Origin of the sequence: uncultured Bradyrhizobium sp. (assembly GCF_964252615.1) — a bacterium.
GTDB lineage: Bacteria > Pseudomonadota > Alphaproteobacteria > Rhizobiales > Xanthobacteraceae > Bradyrhizobium.
This window is the reverse complement of record NZ_CAXUNQ010000027.1, coordinates 38,483-59,024: the sequence shown is the minus strand read 5'-3', so window position 1 is coordinate 59,024 and position 20,542 is coordinate 38,483. Positions and strand designations below refer to the sequence as shown.

13 protein-coding genes and 1 pseudogene are annotated in these 20,542 nt (G+C 58.7%); 5 read left to right on the top strand and 9 right to left on the bottom strand.

Annotation, left to right across the window (positions count from 1 at the left end; translation table 11 throughout):
• Positions 1-518, bottom strand: a 518-nt coding sequence (locus tag ACFE72_RS14885; protein ID WP_375413875.1) for a hypothetical protein, incomplete at its 3' end; no start/stop codon positions are given.
• Positions 519-521: 3 nt separating this feature from the next.
• A complete protein-coding gene (locus ACFE72_RS14880; RefSeq protein ID WP_375413874.1) occupies positions 522-866 on the bottom strand; it encodes a hypothetical protein in 345 nt (114 codons plus the stop codon).
• Positions 867-997: 131 nt separating this feature from the next.
• Here ACFE72_RS14880 and ACFE72_RS14875 point away from each other — a divergent pair, with 131 nt between their 5' ends.
• Entirely contained in the window at positions 998-3,814 is a 2,817-nt protein-coding gene (locus ACFE72_RS14875; protein ID WP_375413873.1) for a rhamnan synthesis F family protein, read from the top strand.
• A 41-nt stretch (positions 3,815-3,855) separates the two neighbouring features.
• Here the strand turns inward: ACFE72_RS14875 and ACFE72_RS14870 are convergent, their stop codons facing one another.
• From ACFE72_RS14870 to ACFE72_RS14860, 3 genes are all read right to left on the bottom strand, one after another.
• Positions 3,856-4,767 (bottom strand): class I SAM-dependent methyltransferase, encoded by a 912-nt coding sequence (locus tag ACFE72_RS14870; RefSeq protein WP_375413872.1) that lies wholly within the window; start codon positions 4,765-4,767, stop codon positions 3,856-3,858.
• Positions 4,768-5,009: 242 nt separating this feature from the next.
• A complete protein-coding gene (locus ACFE72_RS14865; protein ID WP_375413871.1) occupies positions 5,010-7,301 on the bottom strand; it encodes a hypothetical protein in 2,292 nt (763 codons plus the stop codon).
• A gap of 336 nt (positions 7,302-7,637) precedes the next feature.
• On the bottom strand, positions 7,638-8,567 hold the full coding sequence (locus ACFE72_RS14860; protein WP_375413870.1) for an NAD-dependent epimerase/dehydratase family protein: 930 nt from the start codon (positions 8,565-8,567) through the stop codon (positions 7,638-7,640).
• A gap of 680 nt (positions 8,568-9,247) precedes the next feature.
• Between ACFE72_RS14860 and ACFE72_RS14855 the strand changes: the two genes are divergently transcribed.
• Entirely contained in the window at positions 9,248-13,150 is a 3,903-nt protein-coding gene (locus ACFE72_RS14855; RefSeq protein ID WP_375413869.1) for a beta strand repeat-containing protein, read from the top strand.
• Between the two features lie 97 nt (positions 13,151-13,247).
• On the opposite strand, the gene ACFE72_RS14850 is transcribed toward ACFE72_RS14855, so the two are convergent.
• The 4 genes and pseudogenes from ACFE72_RS14850 to ACFE72_RS14835 form a co-directional block, all read right to left on the bottom strand.
• Positions 13,248-14,030 carry an ABC transporter ATP-binding protein gene (locus ACFE72_RS14850; RefSeq protein WP_375413868.1) on the bottom strand — a complete coding sequence of 261 codons (783 nt, stop codon included), beginning with the start codon at positions 14,028-14,030 and terminating at the stop codon, positions 13,248-13,250.
• Between the two features lie 3 nt (positions 14,031-14,033).
• On the bottom strand, positions 14,034-14,891 hold the full coding sequence (locus ACFE72_RS14845; protein WP_375413877.1) for an ABC transporter permease: 858 nt from the start codon (positions 14,889-14,891) through the stop codon (positions 14,034-14,036).
• A 112-nt stretch (positions 14,892-15,003) separates the two neighbouring features.
• Positions 15,004-15,885: a glycosyltransferase family 2 protein gene (locus tag ACFE72_RS14840; protein ID WP_375413876.1), complete on the bottom strand. Its 882-nt coding sequence runs from the start codon at positions 15,883-15,885 to the stop codon at positions 15,004-15,006.
• A 321-nt stretch (positions 15,886-16,206) separates the two neighbouring features.
• Positions 16,207-16,620, bottom strand: a pseudogene (locus ACFE72_RS14835) (glycosyltransferase); the annotation flags it as partial.
• A gap of 253 nt (positions 16,621-16,873) precedes the next feature.
• On the opposite strand from ACFE72_RS14835, the gene ACFE72_RS14830 reads away from it, so the two are divergent.
• Genes ACFE72_RS14830 through ACFE72_RS14820 form a run of 3 tightly spaced genes read left to right on the top strand, consistent with a single transcriptional unit; the run spans position 16,874 to position 20,537 of the window.
• On the top strand, positions 16,874-18,463 hold the full coding sequence (locus ACFE72_RS14830) for a UbiA family prenyltransferase (RefSeq protein WP_375413867.1): 1,590 nt from the start codon (positions 16,874-16,876) through the stop codon (positions 18,461-18,463).
• A complete protein-coding gene (locus tag ACFE72_RS14825; protein ID WP_375413866.1) occupies positions 18,460-19,788 on the top strand; it encodes an FAD-dependent oxidoreductase in 1,329 nt (442 codons plus the stop codon). The genes ACFE72_RS14830 and ACFE72_RS14825 overlap by 4 nt, the downstream gene beginning before the upstream one ends.
• The gene (locus ACFE72_RS14820) at positions 19,785-20,537 is read left to right on the top strand and encodes an SDR family NAD(P)-dependent oxidoreductase (RefSeq protein ID WP_375413865.1); all 753 of its coding nucleotides are present in this window, start codon (positions 19,785-19,787) and stop codon (positions 20,535-20,537) included. The genes ACFE72_RS14825 and ACFE72_RS14820 overlap by 4 nt, the downstream gene beginning before the upstream one ends.
• Positions 20,538-20,542 lie beyond the last annotated feature (5 nt).

Here is a 20,542-nt window from a genome sequence, read left to right as displayed (position 1 = left end):
GGCGGCTGACCGGCGAAGTCGAGGATCGCGAGCAGCGGCTGAAGGCGGCCGACGGGGATCTGCGGCGGCTGACCGGCGAAGTCGAGGATCGCGAGCAGCGGCTGAAGGCGGCCGACGGCGATCTGCGGCGGCTGATGGGCGAGGTTGAGGATCGCGAGCGGCGGCTGAAAGCGGCCGACGGCGATCTGCGGCGGCTGACCGGCGAAGTCGAGGATCGCGAGCAGCGGCTGAAGGCAGCCGATGGCGATCTGCGGCGGCTGATGGGGGAGGTTGAAGACCGAGAGCGGCGGCTCGGGGCCGCCGATGGCGACCTGCGACGGCTGTTGGGCGAGGTTGAGGACCGCGAGCGGCGGCTTGAGGCGGCCGATGGCGATCTGCGGCGGCTGATGGACGAAGCGGAGAACTACAGGCAGCGGCTCGATTTGGCGGACGGCGATCTGCGGCAATTGACGGGCAAGGTCGAGGATCGCGACGATCAACTCCACGGTTTGATCGCTCAGATCGACGATCGAGACCAACGCTTAGCTCTCGCCAACGATGAGCTTCGCCGGATAGCGGAAAAGGCGGATCTGGACATGCGCCAAGCCGGTTCCCTTGCTGCGGAGCTTGATCGGCAGCTTGGTCTTGCGAGGCAAGCGCTGGACGGATTGATGGAAGACCTCGGGGAGCGTGATCAGCGGCTGATCGCTCTCGAACGACGTCTCGATGAGATCGAAGCGTCGACTGCATGGCGCATCACCGCTCCCGTTCGCAAGCTTCTTTCCGGGCGGCGTCGCGCGCCATCTCGCCCGAAGACGTCGGTCCAATGACGGTAACTGCTGACGCCGGATCAGGATTCCGGAACGCTTGATCGCTGAATGTCCCAAGAGCTCTAATCTGCCGCGCAGGGCCAGAACCGGTTCGACGCCTCTGTGCTTGCACCAAACCTGCAAACTCGGATAAGTGGAACAAGGCCATGTCGAGAACTGAAACGATCTAGAGGTGCCGAGCAAGTCTGATGCTTGATCATCAAACAGATAGCATGCGCGACGAGATCGCCGCTGACTGCGCCCTGCTCGAGCGGAGTGGCCTTTTCAATCGTGATCTGTATCGCGCTCGAGCCGGACTCGACCGCGGTTCGAACGCTGCGGAGCATTATCTTCTTCACGGTTGGAAGATTGGCATCGAACCAAGCGAGAGTTTCGAAGGCAGCTTTCTATATCCTTATTTCCGGACCATTGGTTTGGAGGGGCCGCCGGCAATAACCTTTATCAGCCTTCGCGCCGCGGGCTGGATTACCTATCCCTCGCGTGCCCTCGCGGAGAACCTCGCCGCGACAATCCGCGACAGCGGTTTTTTCGACGCCGAACGTTATGCGACGCGCCTGAAACTGCCTGCAGACATTGATCCGGTCCTGCACTATGTAATTGTGGGAGAGCAAGTTGGACATCCCCCTTCGGACCGGTTCGATCCGCTCTTTTACAGCGAGCGTTATCCGGACGTCCGAGAAGCCGGACTGAGTTGTCTTGCGCACTATCTTGCTAGCGGCCGAAACGAGCAGCGACGGCCGGTCAGCACCGCTTCAAACCTCAGCATCGACGGTTCGCGCCTGGATCCTGATCGTGAGATCGTCCTGCTCGTGAGCCACGAGGCGTCCCGAACCGGCGCACCGATCCTGGCGTACAATATCGCCGCGCACTTGCGGAAACGATACAACGTCATATCCCTGCTATTGCGAGGCGGGCCGCTGATCGAGGATTTCGGCAGCTGCTCGGCGGCTGTCATCGGGCCTCTCAGCTATCTCGACTGGCATGAAGCCGAAGCCAGGCGTCTTGTCCAGCGTCTTGCCAAGTTCGGGCGTATTTCATACGCGGTCGTTAACAGCATCGAGTCGCGGTCCGTGATGTCGTCGCTTGTAAGGAGCGGAATTCCCGTTGTTTCTCTGGTGCATGAATTCGCCTCCTATACGCGGCCGCATGGGGCAATGAGCGAAGCTCTGGAATGGGCGACGCAGATGGTGTTTTCCGCCGATATGACAGCCAATTCGGCGCTGCAGGAACTTCCGACGCTGTCAAATCGGAAAATTCATATTCTTACGCAGGGTCAGTGCGTCATCCCGGGGGCGCAGCAGGCGACGGAACTGGACTCGCTGGCGCTTCGGCGCAAGATGCTGCCGAAAGGCAGCGAGGATGCGCTCGTCGTCCTGGGTGGAGGTGCCATTCAGTTTCGCAAAGGCGTTGATCTGTTTCTGTCATGTGCCGCGGCCGTTATGGCGCTTGCACCCAAACGCCCTGTGCGTTTTGTCTGGATCGGCCATGGATATGACCCGGCGAACGATGTGAATTATTCGAGCTATCTTGCCGAGCAGATCGTGCGGTCCGGTCTGAGTGAAATGGTGACGATGGTCAACGAGGTCGCCGATCTCGAGCCGGCTTATGCGGCGGCCGGCATCTTCTTCCTGAGTTCCCGCCTCGATCCTTTTCCCAACGTTACCATCGATGCCGCGCTGAGAGGATTGCCGATTGTATGCTTTGAAGGCGGCAGCGGCATCGCCTCGCTTCTGAAGGCTGACAGCACGTTACGTAAATGTGTCGTTCCACATCTGGATGCACACGCTGCAGCCCGTGTCATCGCAAAACTAGCGGGCAACGAAGATGAGCGCCGCCGCATCGGCCGTGCGACGCGGCGTTTCGGTAAGGCGAAATTCGATATGGGCCGTTACGTGGCTGAGATCGATGCGCTGGGGCGTCAGTCGATCGAGATCATGCGCCAGCGTGCAATGGATCTCGCTGTCCTGGAAGACGATCCTTTGTTCGATGCCGATTACTTCATGCCGCATAATTCCGCATTCGTAAACAGGGTCGACGCCATAAGCGATTTTCTGACGCGCTGGATCGCAGTGGGCACAAGTCTTCATTCGGTCAAAAATCCGCGGTTCAGGCGACCTTTTCCCGGCTTCAATCCGCAGATATATGCGCACAAGAACGCGGGTCGCTTTGACAGCGCCGTCATCAACCCGCTAGCCCACTTCATTCGCAGCGGCAAACCCGATGGCCCATGGTGTCATGACGTCATCTTGCCGTTCGACGAGGCGCAAGCGGAGCCGGGCACGCAATGTTCGACGGTGCTTCATGCCCACTTCTTTTATCCGGAACTAGCGCCGGATCTGTTCCAGAAGCTGGCGGCCAACCAGGCGCGCTGCGACCTGATGCTGACCACCACCGACGACGAAAAGGCGGCAGCGTTGAGCACCGCGGCGTCAAAGTATCGGGACGGCGCAGTAACGATCCGCGTCGTTCCCAACCGCGGCCGCGATATCGGCGCCTTCCTCAGCGGATTTAGCCGCGAACAACTTGCCCGATACGATGTCGTCGGACATGTCCACGCCAAGCGGAGCGTTTTGCTCGGCGATGCCACCGGGGAGAACTGGCGGGAATTTCTTTGGCAGCATCTGGTCGGCGACCTGTATCCCATGATGGACAATGTGCTGGCGCGCTTTGCCGCGCAACCCCGTCTTGGGCTGGTCTTTCCCGAGGACCCGCATCTTCCGGGCTGGTCGGATAACCTGCAAATTGCGTCAGGTCTTGCAGAGCGGCTCCGATTTACAGAACCGCTGGAACTGTTTTTCGAATTTCCGGTCGGCACGATGTTTTGGGCTCGCACCAGCGCTCTCAAGCCGTTGTTTGACCTCAATCTTGATTGGGATGACTACCCGGAAGAGCCGGTTTCCTATGACGGCACGATGTTGCACGCGCTTGAGCGGCTTCTGCCCTTTGTCGCGCGTCATGCCGGCTACGACTATGCGACGACGCACATTTCCGGTGTCAATCGCTAAAACCGTCGAACCGGTTTCGGACGCCAGGGTCGAATTACACGTTATGAGTGTCTGCGGCGGAGGACAAAAACGTCCTGCCAGCCCCGCAGTCCTCCTGATTTCGAATACACGGTCTCAAACAAGTCGCTCCACAACGAGTCGGCCTTGTCCATCGATATGAACGTATTGCCGTATTCGTCTCCTGCTTTCGCCGCGTCCACAACCTCGGCGCTATAAGGAACGAACACCAGACGTTCCGTTGCCAGCCTGTTCGACATTACATCGACTGCCGCCTCGTCCATGCCGAACATGGCGTGATGGATCTTTGAGGGCCGGATTACCTGCAACGCGTTGAGGCCGTGCGTGGTGATGATGAGCAGGCCGCCGGGAGCAAGAACCCGCGCCAGATCGGCGAGCCAGGCGAGAGCGGCACGTTCCGGCAGATGCGAAAATACCGACAATGAATAGGCAAAGTCGATTGAATTGTCGGCAAGGGGAAGTGGCGGAACGGCTTTGTTGCGAAGGGTCGTGACGCGTGGCAAATTAGCGGCGCACCAATCGACATGGTCCTGGTTTATGTCCGTGCCGGTCGCTCGATAGCGGTCGGACAAACCGAGATACCGCGTGAGACGGCCGCATCCGCACCCGAAATCCAGGATACGGCGGGGCACGGCGAGGTCGGGCGAGGCATAATGCTCAAGCACGCCCAGAAAATAAGAAATGTCATTCGCCCCGGTCCAAAGAAAGATCTCTTCTTCCGGAGCCGCCACGATTGAGCGCAGGTTGGGGGGCGGGATCGCCGGCAGCAGCGAGCGCATCGTATCATCGTATCCAGGGCCTACGGAGTGCAGCCATTCGGCAGTTTTGTCCGGCGCCAAAATATAGGAAACGATCCGCCCGTCGGGGCGCGTATCCAGCACCTCATTAAACCTGTCGCGTATTTCTTTCGAGGTGATCGATTCCAGAAAGTTCATTTTCTTCTCCAACTTCAACTCATCATCGTTTTTACATTTTAGTAGCTCAACTCTGAACTGAGATATATGCAAATATCACGATGTCCGTTTTGGATGGAGGTTTGAAGAAGGCCCGTCAGGATGCAGCTTGTCTGAAGATGAAAGGGTTCGCACGGTTGGTCGATGCGGCTGCTGGTGTCAATCCCGCGGTTCGGTCTGAGTTTCCGGACAGACCGTTAGCATTGAGCGACGTGGATCACGTTTCACCACACGGATATCCGGCTCCAGTACGACCAGTCCCAGGCGCAGTTATTTCGACAAGCCGTCTCGAGTTCAATGCTATCCACCGTTTGCGGAAGCGTTATCGTGGCTTGTTGCGGGCCGCGATCGGCACTGGTCTGCATGGGATCGAGGCATCGTTCCCATGCCGGGGCTGGGGCGCCTGGAATAGTTACCCGAAAGCACACTCCGTCGGTTTTGGCGTCGTCTCTCCATGCGCCGTCGAGAATACCGAAGCCGATATCAAGGGTCTGTTTGGCGTTGGTGGGTAAACTGAATTTCGTTGGGGCGTGCGCGAAAAGGTCACGGTTGAGCATTGCGAGCTTGGCGTTCGGAGCCTGATACATGATCGATAGCAGTTCCAGGCGTTGCCTGGCGCGCGGGCTCATTTCGGAGTGGACCATGTCGGCGCGAAGCGCGGCATCATCCATCGTGTCCAGCCGGACCATGAACTGTCTTGCCCACAGCCAGTCCGCCATCATGCCCGGTTGTATAGTGAATGATTTCACCTTGGATGGGTTTGCCTGCGACAGCCCGGCAGCCAATTCGATGTAGGCTTCCCCGGTCGCGATCAACGGCGAAAGAAAGAATCCTTCACGCGCCATCGCTGGAATAAAGCGATATCGCCTTTCTGTTCCGTCGGTGAATTGGATCTGGATGGCGAGGATATCCGACTTGAACAACAGACCTGCCAACCAGCCCAGTAGCGTAGGCTGAAGGTCGATGCGGGCAAAAATCGCGCTTTGAACAGAGGGGTCCAGAACCAGTGGTTCGCCAACCGTACCGCTTTGGGTCTGTAGCGTACGCATAGGCAGGTCGAGCGGCCGGGCCCGCTTGTGCAAGACGGCAATGCCGTCGGCAAGGTCCTGAGGTGCATATCGGGCAAGCAGGTCCGGCCAGATCGGGCCTTCCGCGAAAGCCGGGTAACGGTTGTCGATTTGCTCCGGCGCCATCAAAATAAAATCAGGCGCTCGTTCGCCGCTAAAGAATGCACGATTCTTTTCGATCAGGCGGTGGGTATAGGTGGCGAATTCCTGGATCGACGGCCGCGGCACGTAGCGCAAATTATGGGCAATCAATGTCGACTGAATTGACGGAATAACGTCAACCGTTCCGTCGAGCGCGGGCAGGGGATGCTGAGCGCGAACTTGTCCGGCAGCTTTGTTTTCCGCCGCCTCCTGCAGCGACAGCCATTCCTTTGGCCCGGAAAGAAAGTCGGCCCAGCCCAGGAGGTCCATTTTGCGTGCCTGGAACTGGCTGGAGGCTATTTCGTACGCCGGGATGGCAATGTGTTCGCTCCAGCTTCCAAACACGGACAGCAGGCCGGCTAATGCGAGAGCCGCCAATGCCGCCATTATCGGCGAAAACGTCCGCCACGAAAATGCGCAATAGACGGCGGACGCAAGAACCAAGCCATGCCAGGCGATGACGGCATGGACGTCGTGCCTCACGAACCCGGCTTTTATGCAAGCAAACAGGAATATGCCGATCATGATTACGCGTGCAAACGCGGCGGTGAAAGGCGATTCGCCGCCGCGAACGACACCGAACTCGTTCACTGCAGCCAAACCCGTCATCGTCAAGGCCCCGGCTAGGACCAGGCAAATCTCGACTGTCGGGCCCGGAATACTCATGGCCTCGGAATATCCGACGCTAAAGTCCAGGCTGCCGAGAAGGAATTCGATCAAGGCTCCATTCGGCGACGTAAGGCTGAAAATGGCGGTCAAGCTCAGTGCATAAACGATGATCGCGATGGGAAAACGCCTGTTACTTACCGCGAGGGCATCGACAATGAGAAATCCGATCAACGCCACGGGAAAGACCGTGAACTTTGCGAGCGTAGCGACTGCGCTCGCCGCCGCCCCAACTGCGACGAGCGCGCGGATGCGGCGTTGCTGCGGCTGGATGGTGCCGAGCATGGATGCACAGAACGGCATTCCGATATAAACGGCATCGGGTATATTGCTGAGCAGGAATGGAGTTGTACCGATGATGGCGACGAACTCCGTGCCGCTTCGCCTAACGGCGTTGACCAGAAACGCCAGGTAGAAGACGACAAAAAGCGTGATCGATAAAAACCGCTCATGAAAAAAATGACTGGAAAAGACCTTGGTATAGACGGTGGAAAGAGGGCCTCCTGAATATATTATTTGATTACCGAAACCTAGATCGAGATACCGCGCATGTAACAACACCTTTCGCCATGAAGGATCCAAACCCTCCCGAATGAAGGCCGGCGACGCGATGAAAAAGAAGGTAACAATGACGACGGTCAAGATGACGTATAAGACAAGGCGGGACGTTGATCGTACCATGTTTTCGTATCGTATTGATTGTCCAGTGATGGAGCTGCACGCTTCCGCACTATGATCGCATGTCATCGTCTTCGTGATCATGGATATGGCAAAGCTATTGTCAATAAGCGTCAGGTTATGGCGATTGCTACTATGACGAGAGCATCTTTGGTCTTCGCCTAAAAAGTATAGGTAGTCCGGGTAGCCTAGACGGATGCCGTACGAAGAAGGAGACACTCTCTCCCGGTCATCCCAGTGGGGTTGAGCGAGATCGATCAGGGCACGCGAAATCCGCGCGAAGCTCAATATAGATTTGGCTCACTGGGAATTCTGCCACCATGCAAGGGTTGAGCGCAGGCCATCCTCAAAACTGGTTTTCGGCGCCCATCCCAGGACTTCCCGGGCGCGATCGATCGCCAGCACCGAGATTGGAACGTCAAGCGGCCGGCCCGGCTTCCATTGGACGTTGGGTTTTTTTCCCAGCAGAACTTCGATCGATGCCAGCACCTGGCGCAGACTGTGGCCTTCCCCGCTGCCGATGTTGAAAATGCGCGTGTCGCTGCGGTCGTGCGCGGCCGCGACAAGCGCGTCGACAACATCGTCGACAAAGATAAAGTCGCGCACCACCGAGCCGTCGCCCCAGATCTCGATCGCTTCGTCGCGAAGCGCGCGAGCTATCATGGATGCGATCACGCCCTGGTTCTTGATCGATGTCTGGAACGGCCCGAACGGGTTGGTGACGCGCAGGATCCGATAATCGATCTGGTGCAGATGTCGATACAACGCGAGGTATTTCTCGATTGCGAGCTTGTTGATGCCATAAGCCGTGATCGGGTCCGTCGGCGCGGTTTCGGGCGTCGGAATTTGTTGCGGGCATCCGTAGATCGTTCCGCCGGATGAAATAAAGACGACACGGGAAACGCCGAGCTTGCGGCAGATTTCGAGTAGCCACAGAGAGGCAACGATGTTCCGCTGCACGTCACCGGCCATGTCGAGATTGGCGGAAAGCGGTGTCGCTCCGTTGACCAGATGATAAATCACGTCAAAGGTTTCGATCGCTGCTGCGAGTGCTGCGGCGTCACCGAAGTCACCCTGAAACCATTCGACGCCCTCCAGCGCCTCGGGAAACGGGCAGTTGCGACCAAACGCACGCACGCGATGTCCTTCGTCAACCAGCCGCCGGCACAGATTGGTTCCGATGAAGCCGCCGCCACCCAGAACGATGCAGGAGGGTTTTTTCTCGATCATGCGGGCTGAGCGCGGGATGGGATCATGAGTGTTTTTCCGAATGCCAATGACCGCCGTCGTTCGAGCTCGGTCGCAGCCCGGCGCATCGTCAACCCTACGAACTATCAGGGGTTGTAACTCACGCCTTCCTGGAGAGGTGTGCGTTTGTCGATGGGGACGACAATAGCACATTGCCCGGATGGCCCGTCAAGCAAGCTTGAAAAGCCCCCGGGGGCTTACAGCAAAATAAGTTTGCTGCTTTCACATTCGGGCGGGCTCAAGATTTCATTAGGAGAGGTCGTCGCTGACTCGTTTTGTAATCCGCAACTTCAACGAGTAGAAAAATGGATCGGATGAGAAGCGGAGGTTCTTGCAGGTTCCATGAGCGGCGGAAAAGCCTGAACGCGAATGTTGACGCAACGACGAGCTTGAGAATATGATCGAATAAGTTGCAGGCTCACACTTATTTCGATGCTACTGGGAGGGGCATCGTGTTTTGCGTGAGATGATTTTGCAGCCGCAGGTCATCAAAGCGAAAAATTAACAAGATAATTCAAGCGGCGACCGCCTTCCGTCCATTGCAATTTCCCGATTACTGACCGAGCGGCGGCTCGCCAAGTGGTGAAACTCAAGTATCAACAATGCGCCGGGCATCACCGGCGTTATCGCATCGGTGTGTCACACACAGGCAGGGGTTTTTCATGACAAATCATACGCCGGTTTTTACGTCATCGTCCGCGACTGGCAGCTTCAGCGAAATTGCCAACACCACGGATTCGACGACGCTGCACACATTGTCGGGCACGATGAATTTTACCGACGCCGACCACAGCGACACCCATACGACGGTCGCAACCCTGCATTCCGCAGTGTTGTCAAGCGGTTCGGTGATTCCAGGGACGTCGTTGACCCATTTCCAGCACGCCATGACATCGCAGCTCATCAGCGACAGCAACGGCTCAGGAAAGATCAAGTGGACGTTCAGCGATGCCGATGACGATTTCGATTTTCTCTCCAAGAACCAGGTCCTCACCCTCACCTATGACATCAAGGTTTCGGACAATCATGGCGGTTCGGCGATCCAGACCGTGAAGGTCACGGTTACCGGCACCGACGACAAGCCGGTTATCAACATGACGACGGTGGCCACCGTTACCGAGCAGCCGAACCATACGCTGTCGCTTACCCCGGACACGGTCCATATCGCGCTGAATTTCACCGACGATGATCTCACCAACACCGGCCACACCGCGACTGTGCTCTCGGCGTCGGCGACGGGCAACACGTCGGGAATTATTCTCGGTAATGCCGAACTGATGTCGTTCTTCGACGTCGACAATGTCGTGAAGGCTTCCGGTTCGAGCGCCGGCGTCATCAACACCACGTTTTCCGCGGTGGATCTCGCTTTCGATTACCTGGCGGCTGGCGAACACCTCAACATCACTTATGTGGTGCAGCTCGACGACCATGCCGGCGGCGTTTCCACCCAGAACGTCCAGGTAACGGTGGTGGGCACCAACGACGCGCCGTTCTATATTTGCGGGCCCGAATCCGCGCATCTCATCGAGGGCCAGGGCGTCGATTCGTCGGGCAACCTCCATGCCAGTGGCGACCTGCTGTTCACCGATGTCGACCTGTCCGATACCCATACGGTCTCGACGACCGTTACGGCGACGCGTTCGGGCGGCGGCGCGATCCCGCTTACGACAGCCCAACTGCTGGCGGCGTTCAACACCTCGCTGAGCCCGGATTCCACGGGCCATCTGATCGGCGACGTAGACTGGAACTTCGCGCTGTCGAATAGCGCGTCGAGCTTTCTTGCCGCCGGCGAGACGCTGACGCTGGTCTACCACGTCGCGGTCAAGGATTCGTCGCTGGCTTCCGACTCACAGGACGTGACGATTACCATCCTCGGCACCAACCATCCCGTCGCCATCACCAGTGGGCCGGAATCGGCCTCCGCGTCTGAACTCGCGGATACAACGGGCTCCAGCGTGATCGACACCACAACCACGGTGCCGGCCGGAACGCTCAATTTCACCGACGCCGACACCGGCGACACGCACACGGTTGCCGTGACGCTCGGCTCCTCGTCGTGGTCCGGCGGAGGCAGCGTTCCGGCGGCAACGCAAGCGGACCTTGCAGCGGCGCTGACGACCACGCTGAACGATTCCACGGGCACAGGCAACGGAAGCGTGGACTGGAACTTCGGCATCCAGGACAAGGATTTGGATTTCCTTGCGGCCGGCGAGACATTGACCGTCAACTACAACATCAAGGTCAGCGACGCCTCGACCAGCGCGACCCAGACGGTTTCGGTAACCGTCACGGGCGCCAACGATGCTGTGACGATGACGGGCGGACCCGGATCGGCCTCAGTGGCAGAGCGGCCGGGGATGAACGGATCCTCTGCCCCGGACTCCACGAGTCCGGTTCCGACCGGGACGCTGACGTTTGCCGACGTCGACCTGAACGATGTGCATACGGTCGATGTAGCGGTTTCATCAGCCGTCTGGTCCGGCGGCGATTTCATTCCGGCCGGTACGCTTGCCGATCTTCAGGCGGCCCTCATGACCACGCTGCACGATTCCACCGGCTCGGGTGCGGGCGGCGTCGATTGGTCGTTCAGCATCGCGGACAAGGACCTGGATTTCCTGGGCGCCGGCGAGACCCTGACTATCACATACAACGTTACGGTCGCAGATGGGGCCACGAGTTCGACCCAGACCGTGACGATTACCGCGACCGGCGCGGACGATCCGCTGGTAATCAATCCAGCCACCGCCGAGGCGTTGGATACGCAATTCCCGGATGCCGGCAATATCGTCGCCTCCGGCAGCCTCGATCTAAACACCGGGGGCGATGCGAGCGCGGTGGCGGCTGTCACGCAGGTGAACGGCAGCGCCGCCAATGTCGGTGCCGAGGTCGCTGGTACTTACGGTACCCTCGTGCTCAATGCCGATGGAAGCTATTCATACACGGCCAACGCCGCGCTCGACGCGCTTCAGGTGGGGAACAGCCCGACTGATCAGTTCACCTTTACGGCGACCGACAATCTCGGCCGCAGCGTGACGACGACACTGACGTTCCACGTCACCGGAGCAGACGACGCACCGCAGATCACGGCGGCCGACGTCCTCGGCACCCTGACCGAAGACGCCGGGCCGACCGTTGCGGTCAATGGTGGGTTCGAAACCGGCGATCTCACGGGCTTCTCGTCTGCCAACGTCATTGTCGACCCGCTATTCCTCGGAGGTGAATTCGGCAATTACTCGGCACGCCTGAGCGGCTCCGGTTTCCTGGAGCAGGATGTCGCGACCACCGCGGGACAGCATTACAGCGTGAGCTTCTATGTGGCCGGCGATCCCGACGCGAGCACCGATTCGCTCACCGTATACTGGGACGGCGCGCAGATCCTGGCGCAGACCGACGTCGCGCTGGGCTTCACCAAATATACATTCGACCTGGTTGGCGATGCCTCCGACCCCACCACGCAATTGTTCTTCGACTTCTCCGGCGACGGCGCCGGTCTGTTGGTCGACCAGATTTCGATATCTCCGACGCCCGGCCCCGCAACGGAGACGACAAACGGAGCAATCGCTTTCTCGGACGTCGAGACAGCCGATACGCATTCGGCGGCGTTCACGCCACAGGGCGCTGGATATGTCGGAACCTTCACCCTTGATCCCGTATCGGAATCCGGCGGCAACGGTTCAGTCGCCTGGCACTACAGTGTCAATAATGCCGATATCCAGTTCCTGGCGCAGGGCCAGACCCTGACACAAATCTACACGGTTTCGGTCACGGACTCTCATGGCGTTTCAACCATGCAAGACGTGGCGATTGCGATCAGCGGTACCAACGACGCGCCGACCGCGGTGAATGACACGATCATTACCGACGTTGGCCCGAACGCGGCTGTCATCATTGCCCCCTGGGCATTGGCGGCGAACGATACCGATCCTGACACGACCGACCAGGTCTTCGTCAACAGCCTCGGCACCAGCACCGGCGGAAACGCGGGCGGTATTTTCGGCGCGGTGTTCTTCAACGACGACGCAACGCTCGGTGGTTCGTTCACCTACAATTCCAGCGATGGCCACGCGACCAGCAGCAATTTTGCCGCGGCGACCGTGATCAACAACGCAACCACGACCACGACACTCACCGGTACCGGCGCCAACGAAATCCTCATCGCCACCCAAGGCAACGAAGCGCTCAACGGCGGCGGCGGCAACGACATCCTGTTCGGTTACGACGGCGGTCACCTGCTGACCGGGGGCAGCGGCAACGACACGTTTGCGTTCCAGAGCCAGCCTACGGGCACCAACGTGATTACCGACTTCAACAATATCACCGAGCACGACCACATCGCGGTCTCCGCGAACAGTTTCGGCGGCGGGCTGACGGCAGGCCAGGACGTGACGTCGGTGTTCGAGACCTCCGGCGACAACCAGTTTTCCGGGAGCGGAGCGGTATTCCATTTCGATACCGCGAACCAGACGCTTTACTTCAGTGGCGACGGAACGACGGGGTCCGAGATAATGCTGGTGCAGGTCCAGGCCGGCGTGACGATCAATCCGCACGACTTGCTCATCGTGTGAGCAGGCCGCAGCGGTAGGGCTTCGAGAAGCCGAGCGGGCTGCGGACACGCAGTCCGCTTTCGCTCATTTCAGTGTGCCGATCAAGCCCGCAATGCCCCTATCGCCGTGTAGCGCCGGCGTATGCGTCGAGAACCTGAGCTATCGGACCTTCCGCCTTGACGACGCCCTGATCCATCCAGACGCCTTTGTTGCAAAACCGGCGGCATGTATCGAGGCTGTGCGAGGCCAGGACGAGGATACTCGCTTGCGAAACAAAGGATTCGATACGGTCCTGCGCCTTGGTCAGGAAACCGGCGTCTCCGGCCATGATCCATTCGTCCATCAAAAGAATTTCCGGTGCGAAACAGGTTGCCACGGCGAATGTGAGACGTGTCATCATGCCGGCCGAATAGGTGCGAACCGGAATGTCGAGATAGTCGCCGAGTTCGGTGAACTCAACGATATCACCCATCCGCTCCTCGATTTCGTTCGCCGTCAGCCCGAGGATCAGCCCGCGAAGGCGAATATTGTCATATCCGCTGACCTCGCTATCGATGCCGAGGGAAATATCGAACATCGGGGATATCCGGCCCCGGCTCCGGACAATGCCCGATACAGGTTCGTAAACGCCGGCCATCACCCGCAGCAGTGTCGTCTTTCCCGCTCCGTTCGATCCGACGAGGGCTACCCGGTCGCCGGCGGTGAACTGCATCGAGACGTTTCGCAGCGCCTCGACAATGATCCGATGATTCGCATCGCTGCCGAGATGGCCGCCGGAACCGCGGAACAGGATGTTCTTTTTCAGTGACTGGGACCCGCTGTGGTAAATCGGGAATGACACGCTCACATTTTCAAGCGCGAGCCGGGCTGCATCAGTCGATATGGTCGAGGCCATGTTCATCAATCATACCCAGTAAGAAATGCGCGAGCGAAAGCGCGAGAAAAACACGGCGGTTATCACGATGTTGAGCAGGGTAATCAGCAGCACGGCAAACCAGCTTTTGGCAGACGGCACGCTGCCGAGCAGGGGCGCACGGACAATTTCCAGAAGGTGAAAAAACGGATTAAAGTCGGTGATGTATTCCCTGCCTTTCAGCAATTCTGGTTTCCAGAAGATCGGGGTCACAAAAAAGACGATCTGAACGATCGAGCCGATCAGCGGCGGAACGTCGCGAAACCTTGCCGAGATTATGCCGATGCTGAGGCTCGCAAGCGCACCGTTGATCACCACGACGATCAGGCCGGGAATAGCGAGCAGCCCGATCGTACCGGGCCAGATCTGGAAATACATCAGCACCGCGAAATAAATAATAAGGTTGTGAAGAAAAATGACCAGCTTGCTCCAGGTCGATCGATAAACATACACCGAATACGGCAACCGAATTTGCTTGATGTACGATTCGGATCCCGTAAACAACGTGCCGCCCTCGACCAGAAAGCTTGCAAGCAGTGTCCAGACCAGCAGACCAACGCACAAGAACGGCAGAAACTCCTCGACGGGGGTGTTGAACAGCCCGGCGTAGAGGACGCCGAGCGCAACGATCATGATCGCCATGCTGGCCGTCAGCCAGAATGGCCCCAGAATGGAACGCCGGTAGCGTTGCAGGATATCGTTCCAGCCGAGGTGAACCCAGAGGCGCCACGAGGCAAGCCCCGAGATCATGTCCGACCACGCAGTCGCGACGGCGTCCATCGTTCCGCCGCGTGCGATAAGCACATCGGGCAATGCAACGTTTCGGCTATTTCTCAAGGGCGCGACCATATCCATCCCTGCATCGGTTCTTGACACGTTGTTCGTAGACTAATTTGACGGAAAGCGGAACAACCCAGTCTCGCTGCGCCGATCGAGCGCATGTTGCTGTTTTCATTGTCATTTATAACCACGGCTTTTTGCGTCGGGGCGGAAAGGCCAATTGAAAACACTCGCTTATATCTGTCGAGAAATTTTCGTTATAAAAAGCATCGTGATCTATTTCGTTTCCCCACTTTGCTCGCATGTATTGGCTTTCCCGTTGAAAGCGTTCCGCGTTTTCCGGCGTATGCTCGGCCCCCCGAGTGGCGGATTCGTGATGATAGAGTTCGGCGTGAGGGGTCCAGATGTTGCGATAACCCATTTTTTTCAATCTGAGGCAAAAATCGACATCATTGTAGGCCACGGCGAGATCGGTTTCATTCAGGCCGCCGGCTTCTTCGAACACCGACTTTCGAACAACCAGGCAAGCGCCGGTGACTGCGGACACCTGGGACGTAAGAAGGTTTCGACCGAAATATCCGGAGTTCGATCTTGCCATTGCATGGTTGAAATGATTGGCGACACCGCTCACGCCGAGCACGACCCCTGCGTGCTGCACCCGATCGTCGGGATACATCAGCTTGGCGCCCACCGCGCCCACGCCGGTCATGACTGACAGGGAAACCATCTCGGAGAGCCAGTCCGGGTTGATCACATCGATATCGTTGTTGATCAGGCCTATGATCGAACCCTTTGCCTTGGTTACGGCCATATTGTTGATGGCGGAAAAGTTGAATGGGCCGACATACGGTATGATGCGCACCCGCCCGTCCATCTGCAGCTTTTCAAACAACTCGAATGTCTCGGGCAATTTGCTTTCATGATCCACGATCAGGATCTCGATCTCGGGGTAGTCGGTCCTGGTGAGAAGGCCCTCGACGCACATGCCCAACAGATCGGGACGGTCGCGGGTGGGGACGATCAATGAAACCAGCGGAGCCGGACTTGGAACCGCGCGAACCACGCGGGCCCATTGCGGCAATAGCGGATGACGCTTTACTTCGCCGGGTTCGCGGCGCCGAGCAAGATGATCGCCGACCGCGCGAAGCGCGGCCTCGGAACATTGACGCTGCCGCTCTTCGGAGAACGAGGCATCTCCGAAGTCGCGGCGCCAATGATACAGCACGGCGGGGATGTGGCAGATCCGGGCGGCAACCGTCGCATCGGCGCATCGCAGGGCGATGTCGTGATCCTGGCTGCCTTCGAAACCTTCGCGAAATCCGCCGACGCGTTCAAGAAGCGCGCGTCGGTAAACGCCCAAATGACTGATCATGTTGTGGCCGAGCAGAAGATCGATATTCCAATCGGTTTTGAAATAAGGAAGAAATCGTCTTCCCGTTCGGTCGATCTGGTCTTCATCGCTGTAGATGATATCGAGCGCGGGGTCTTTGTTGAGCGCGACCGCGACTTCGTAAAGCGCGTGCTCCGGCAACAGGTCGTCATGATCCATCAACGCGACGAACTCGCCCGTCGCCAGCAACAGTGCGGAGTTTGAAGCGGCTGAGATATGGCCATTGCGCTGCCGCCGCATCCATTTAATTCGCGGATCGTTCGCCGCGGCCTGACGCAGCAGATCGGCAATGTGAGGCGCGGTGGATGCGTCGTCGGCGATGCACAATTCCCAATACGGATAGAGTTGACGGCGGATGCTGTCGATCGCTTCGCGGAGCGCCCATTCCGGCGTCTCGTAAACCGGCATAATGACCGAGATAAGCGGCTTGTTTTTCAAACCGGATACATGGGCGCGAATCTTGTCTCGGTCGGCCGGCGAAAGCGTATCGAAATGCTCCACCCATCGGTCGTACCGCTTGATCGACGTTCCTTGGCTGAGGCGATAAGCGGCCCTTAGAAAACGCATCAAGGGCGCTCTGAGCCGGGTCGGCAGTTTCCCGGTAACCGCTCTCAGCGGGCCGCTTAAGCGCTGCGCGATCTGCGTTATGATAAGATAGGACATGCTTGCCGCGGCGCGGTCCCGCCAGGTGGGTATTTGCGTTCGAGATTGCATTTACATGCTTGGCATGAAACATGCTAATTTGCTACGTCAGGCGCAAATCCCCCTCGTAGCGCCCACGGCGAGCCGCCCGATCGTGCTTCAAGAACGTCCAAATCCTGCTGTTGCGCCGACGGCGCCGCCCTTGGTGGTCGATCTCGACGACACGTTGCTGCGAGTCGATACTCTTTATGAGCTTTTCGTTTTAGGACTTTTTACAAAACCGGTTCAGACATTGTCGTCGCTTTTGGCGTTGAAAAGCGGAAAAGCTGCATTCAAACGCCGGCTGTCCGGCATCGCGCAATTAGACGTCGGGTCTCTTCCCGTTCGCGAGGAATTGCTTGCGTATCTGAGGCAGGAAGCCGCTACCGGCCGTGAGATTCATCTTGCCACCGCGGCCGGAGCCGCCGTCGCGGCAGGTGTGGCCGAGCGATTTGCAATTTTTCAGTCGGTCCAAAGCACGGATCGCGACGTCAATCTGAAAGGCCCGCGTAAAGCGGAGCGACTGAAGCAGCTCTTTCCAGCGGGCTACGTATATGCAGGCGACAGCCGCGCCGACCTTCCGGTCTGGCAGAGTGCAAGCGCCGCGATCATCGTTTCGGCAAATCCCGCATTGAGCGCAGCAGTTCAATCCGCCGGCATTCCGATCGAGCGCATTTTCAACAAAAGACCGGGCCAATTGAGCGCATGGATCAGGGCGATCCGTCCGCATCAGTGGGTGAAAAATGCGATCATTTTCGTGCCCGTTATCCTGGGATGGAGAGACGTAGCTCTCGCTTCCGTTGCGACCACGCTCGCCATGCTGATGCTGCTCAGCGTCGTCGCGTCGCTGACTTATCTCGTCAACGACATGGCCGACCTTTCATCGGATCGAAAACACTGGTCGAAGCGGCGTCGTCCTTTTGCTTCCGGCGCCATTCCGCTCCGCGACGGACTGCTCGTGGTCGGCATCGCGCTGCCGCTTGCCTGCCTTCTGGGTTTGTGGATTTCACCTGCGGCGGGCGTCTGCCTCATTTCTTATGTTATCGTAACCCTAGGCTATTCATTCGGGTGGAAGCGCATTCCACTGTTCGATACGTTCGTCATTGCGCTTCTGCTCACGATCCGCATCGTAATCGGCATCGCCGCGGCCAAGCTTATGCCGTCCGCGTGGCTGCTGACCTTCTCGATGTTCTTTTTCTTTTCCCTCGCGCTAGCCAAGCGTCATACCGAGATATTAAGGGCGTCGGAGAACGATTTTCAGAAGCTGGAAGGCCGGGGCTACCAGCTTCACGACGACAGCCTGACGCTGACATTCGGTATCAGCGCATCCATGGCTTCGATTGTCATTGTTGTCATTTACCTGGTCGAAGAGGTGTTTGCCCGCGACATCTACAATACACCGGCGTGGCTTTGGATTGCGCCGATTTCGATCTTTCTGTTCAGTTGCCGGATTTGGGTATTGGGGCACAGAGGAAGGATGACCGACGACCCCGTTGCGTTCGCGTTGCGTGACCGCGTCAGCATCGGTCTCGGCCTTTTTGTCGCCGCGGCCATCTTGTTGGCGTTGTGACCGGCTTCCTCTCTCGTTCCGACATCCTGCCCTGGGGCAGGATACCCCGCACCCACATTCGCATGGCCCGTCCGTCATTCCATGACGAACTTGACGGGTTGGTCGCCGATGGCTCGCGCGGACCAAACCACCTCCTGGCTTCGGGATTGCGGCGGTCGTACGGGGACAGTTGCATCAACGGCGGCGGCGCGATGATCGACATGACCGGTCTCGATCATTTCGTCAGTTTTGATCGTTCAACCGGGCTGTTGGTCGCCGAAGCCGGCGTCAGCTTGGCAGACATTCTGAAGCTCGTGGTTCCCGCCGGTTATTTCCTGCCGGTTACCCCCGGGACGAAATTCGTGACGCTTGGCGGGGCTGTGGCTAACGATATTCATGGCAAGAATCATCATCGCGCCGGGACGATCGGTCGATGGATTCGCCGGCTCGATTTGATCCGCAGCGATGGCGTCGAGCGTTCGCTCTCGCGGGAGGACACGTCGGGCGCTTTTGCGGCGACTGTCGGAGGTCTTGGGCTCACCGGCGTCATTACGCGCGTCGCGCTGGAACTCTTGCCCGTCGCCAGTTCCAACATGGAGGTCCAGACGATCCCGTTTCGCAACCTTTCGGAATTCTTCGCTCTCGCTGCCGAAAGTGAAGCCACCTATGATTATACCGTTGCCTGGGTCGACTGCCTGGGGAAGGGCACCACTCTGGGTCGTGGTATTTTAACGCGGGCTCGCCATGGTAACGACGGGCAGTTGCGCGTTGCTCCAACCGCAGCGCCGTCGGTTCCGTTCGATGCTCCCGGCTTTTTGTTCAATCGCCTGTCGCTGTCCACATTCAACCAGATTTTTTATCATGTTGCCGGCCGGCCTCGACGGACAATGATGTCCTACAATCGATTTTTTTATCCCCTGGACGCGATAGGAAGTTGGAACCGGCTTTATGGCCGGCAAGGCTTCTATCAGTATCAAAGTGTACTCCCGGCCGGCAATGCCGAGCCCGCAACCGCGGAAATGCTGCGCATGATAGCCCGAGCCGGGCAGGGGTCATTCCTCGCGGTACTCAAGACGTTCGGTGATTTGCCCTCGCCGGGTTTACTGTCGTTTCCCATGAAGGGCACGACGCTGGCGCTGGATTTCGCCAATCGCGGTCCGTCCACCCTGTCGCTGCTTGACGAGCTCGATGCGATTGTCCGGGAAGCCGGGGGCCGGCTCTATCCGGCCAAGGACGGCCGCCTCCCGTCAGCGCTGTTCCAGGCGGGCTATCCGGCGCTCGAACAGTTTAAAGCCCATATTGATCCTGGAATGTCCTCCACGTTCTGGCGGCGGATGAACTTATGACGAGCAACGGCCCGCTTCGCGTACTGATGTTAGGCGCCGGGTCAGGCATCGCACAGGCCACCGCGCGGCTTTATGCCGATGAAAACGCGGTCCTCGGACTGGCCGGGCGCAATGCCGGGCGTCTGGCGGGGATCGCCGACGACTTGCGGGCGCGGGGAGCGACCCAGGTCGAGACGTTTGATGTCGATTTCACGACCGCACCGGTTCTACCGACGCTTGCCGCCATGGCCGACAGGCTGGGCGGGGTGGACCATGTCATTCTGGCCTATGGCGTCTTGGGCGAGCAGGCGCTTGCTGAGAGGGACCCGACCTTGGCGCAGTCCATTATCGACGTGAACTTCGGCTCGGCGGCCGTCTGGACGCTGGCCGTGGCCGCGCTGCTGGAGAGGCAGGGAAGGGGGTCCCTGGTGGTTCTGGGCTCGGTCGCCGGCGACCGTGGGCGGCGCGCCAACTATATCTACGGAGCAGCCAAGGCCGGCCTTTCGACGCTCGTGGAAGGCATCAGCCACCGCTTTCACAGAACCGGCCCGCGGGCAGTTATCGTCAAGCCGGGGCCGACCGACACGGCGATGACGGCCGGAATGACGAAGGGCGGCCCGTTGTGGGGAACCGCCGAAGCCGTCGCGGCCGTGGTGCGGAAAGCTGCCGATGCCGGCGGCCCGGTGGTCTACGCGCCGGCGCGCTGGCGTTGGATTATGGCGATCATCCGCATGATTCCAGCGCCCGTTTTCAACAGGATGAATTTCTAGCCGCG

Bases quoted from the DNA above. Each gene is read 5' to 3' on its own strand.
- ACFE72_RS14875 (WP_375413873.1), top strand. From the start codon at position 998: ATGCTTGATCATCAAACAGATAGCATGCGCGACGAGATCGCCGCTGAC.
- ACFE72_RS14870 (WP_375413872.1), bottom strand. From the start codon at position 4,767: ATGAACTTTCTGGAATCGATCACCTCGAAAGAAATACGCGACAGGTTT.
- ACFE72_RS14860 (WP_375413870.1), bottom strand. From the start codon at position 8,567: ATGATCGAGAAAAAACCCTCCTGCATCGTTCTGGGTGGCGGCGGCTTC.
- ACFE72_RS14855 (WP_375413869.1), top strand. From the start codon at position 9,248: ATGACAAATCATACGCCGGTTTTTACGTCATCGTCCGCGACTGGCAGC.
- ACFE72_RS14850 (WP_375413868.1), bottom strand. From the start codon at position 14,030: ATGAACATGGCCTCGACCATATCGACTGATGCAGCCCGGCTCGCGCTT.
- ACFE72_RS14845 (WP_375413877.1), bottom strand. From the start codon at position 14,891: ATGGTCGCGCCCTTGAGAAATAGCCGAAACGTTGCATTGCCCGATGTG.
- ACFE72_RS14830 (WP_375413867.1), top strand. From the start codon at position 16,874: ATGCTTGCCGCGGCGCGGTCCCGCCAGGTGGGTATTTGCGTTCGAGAT.
- ACFE72_RS14820 (WP_375413865.1), top strand. From the start codon at position 19,785: ATGACGAGCAACGGCCCGCTTCGCGTACTGATGTTAGGCGCCGGGTCA.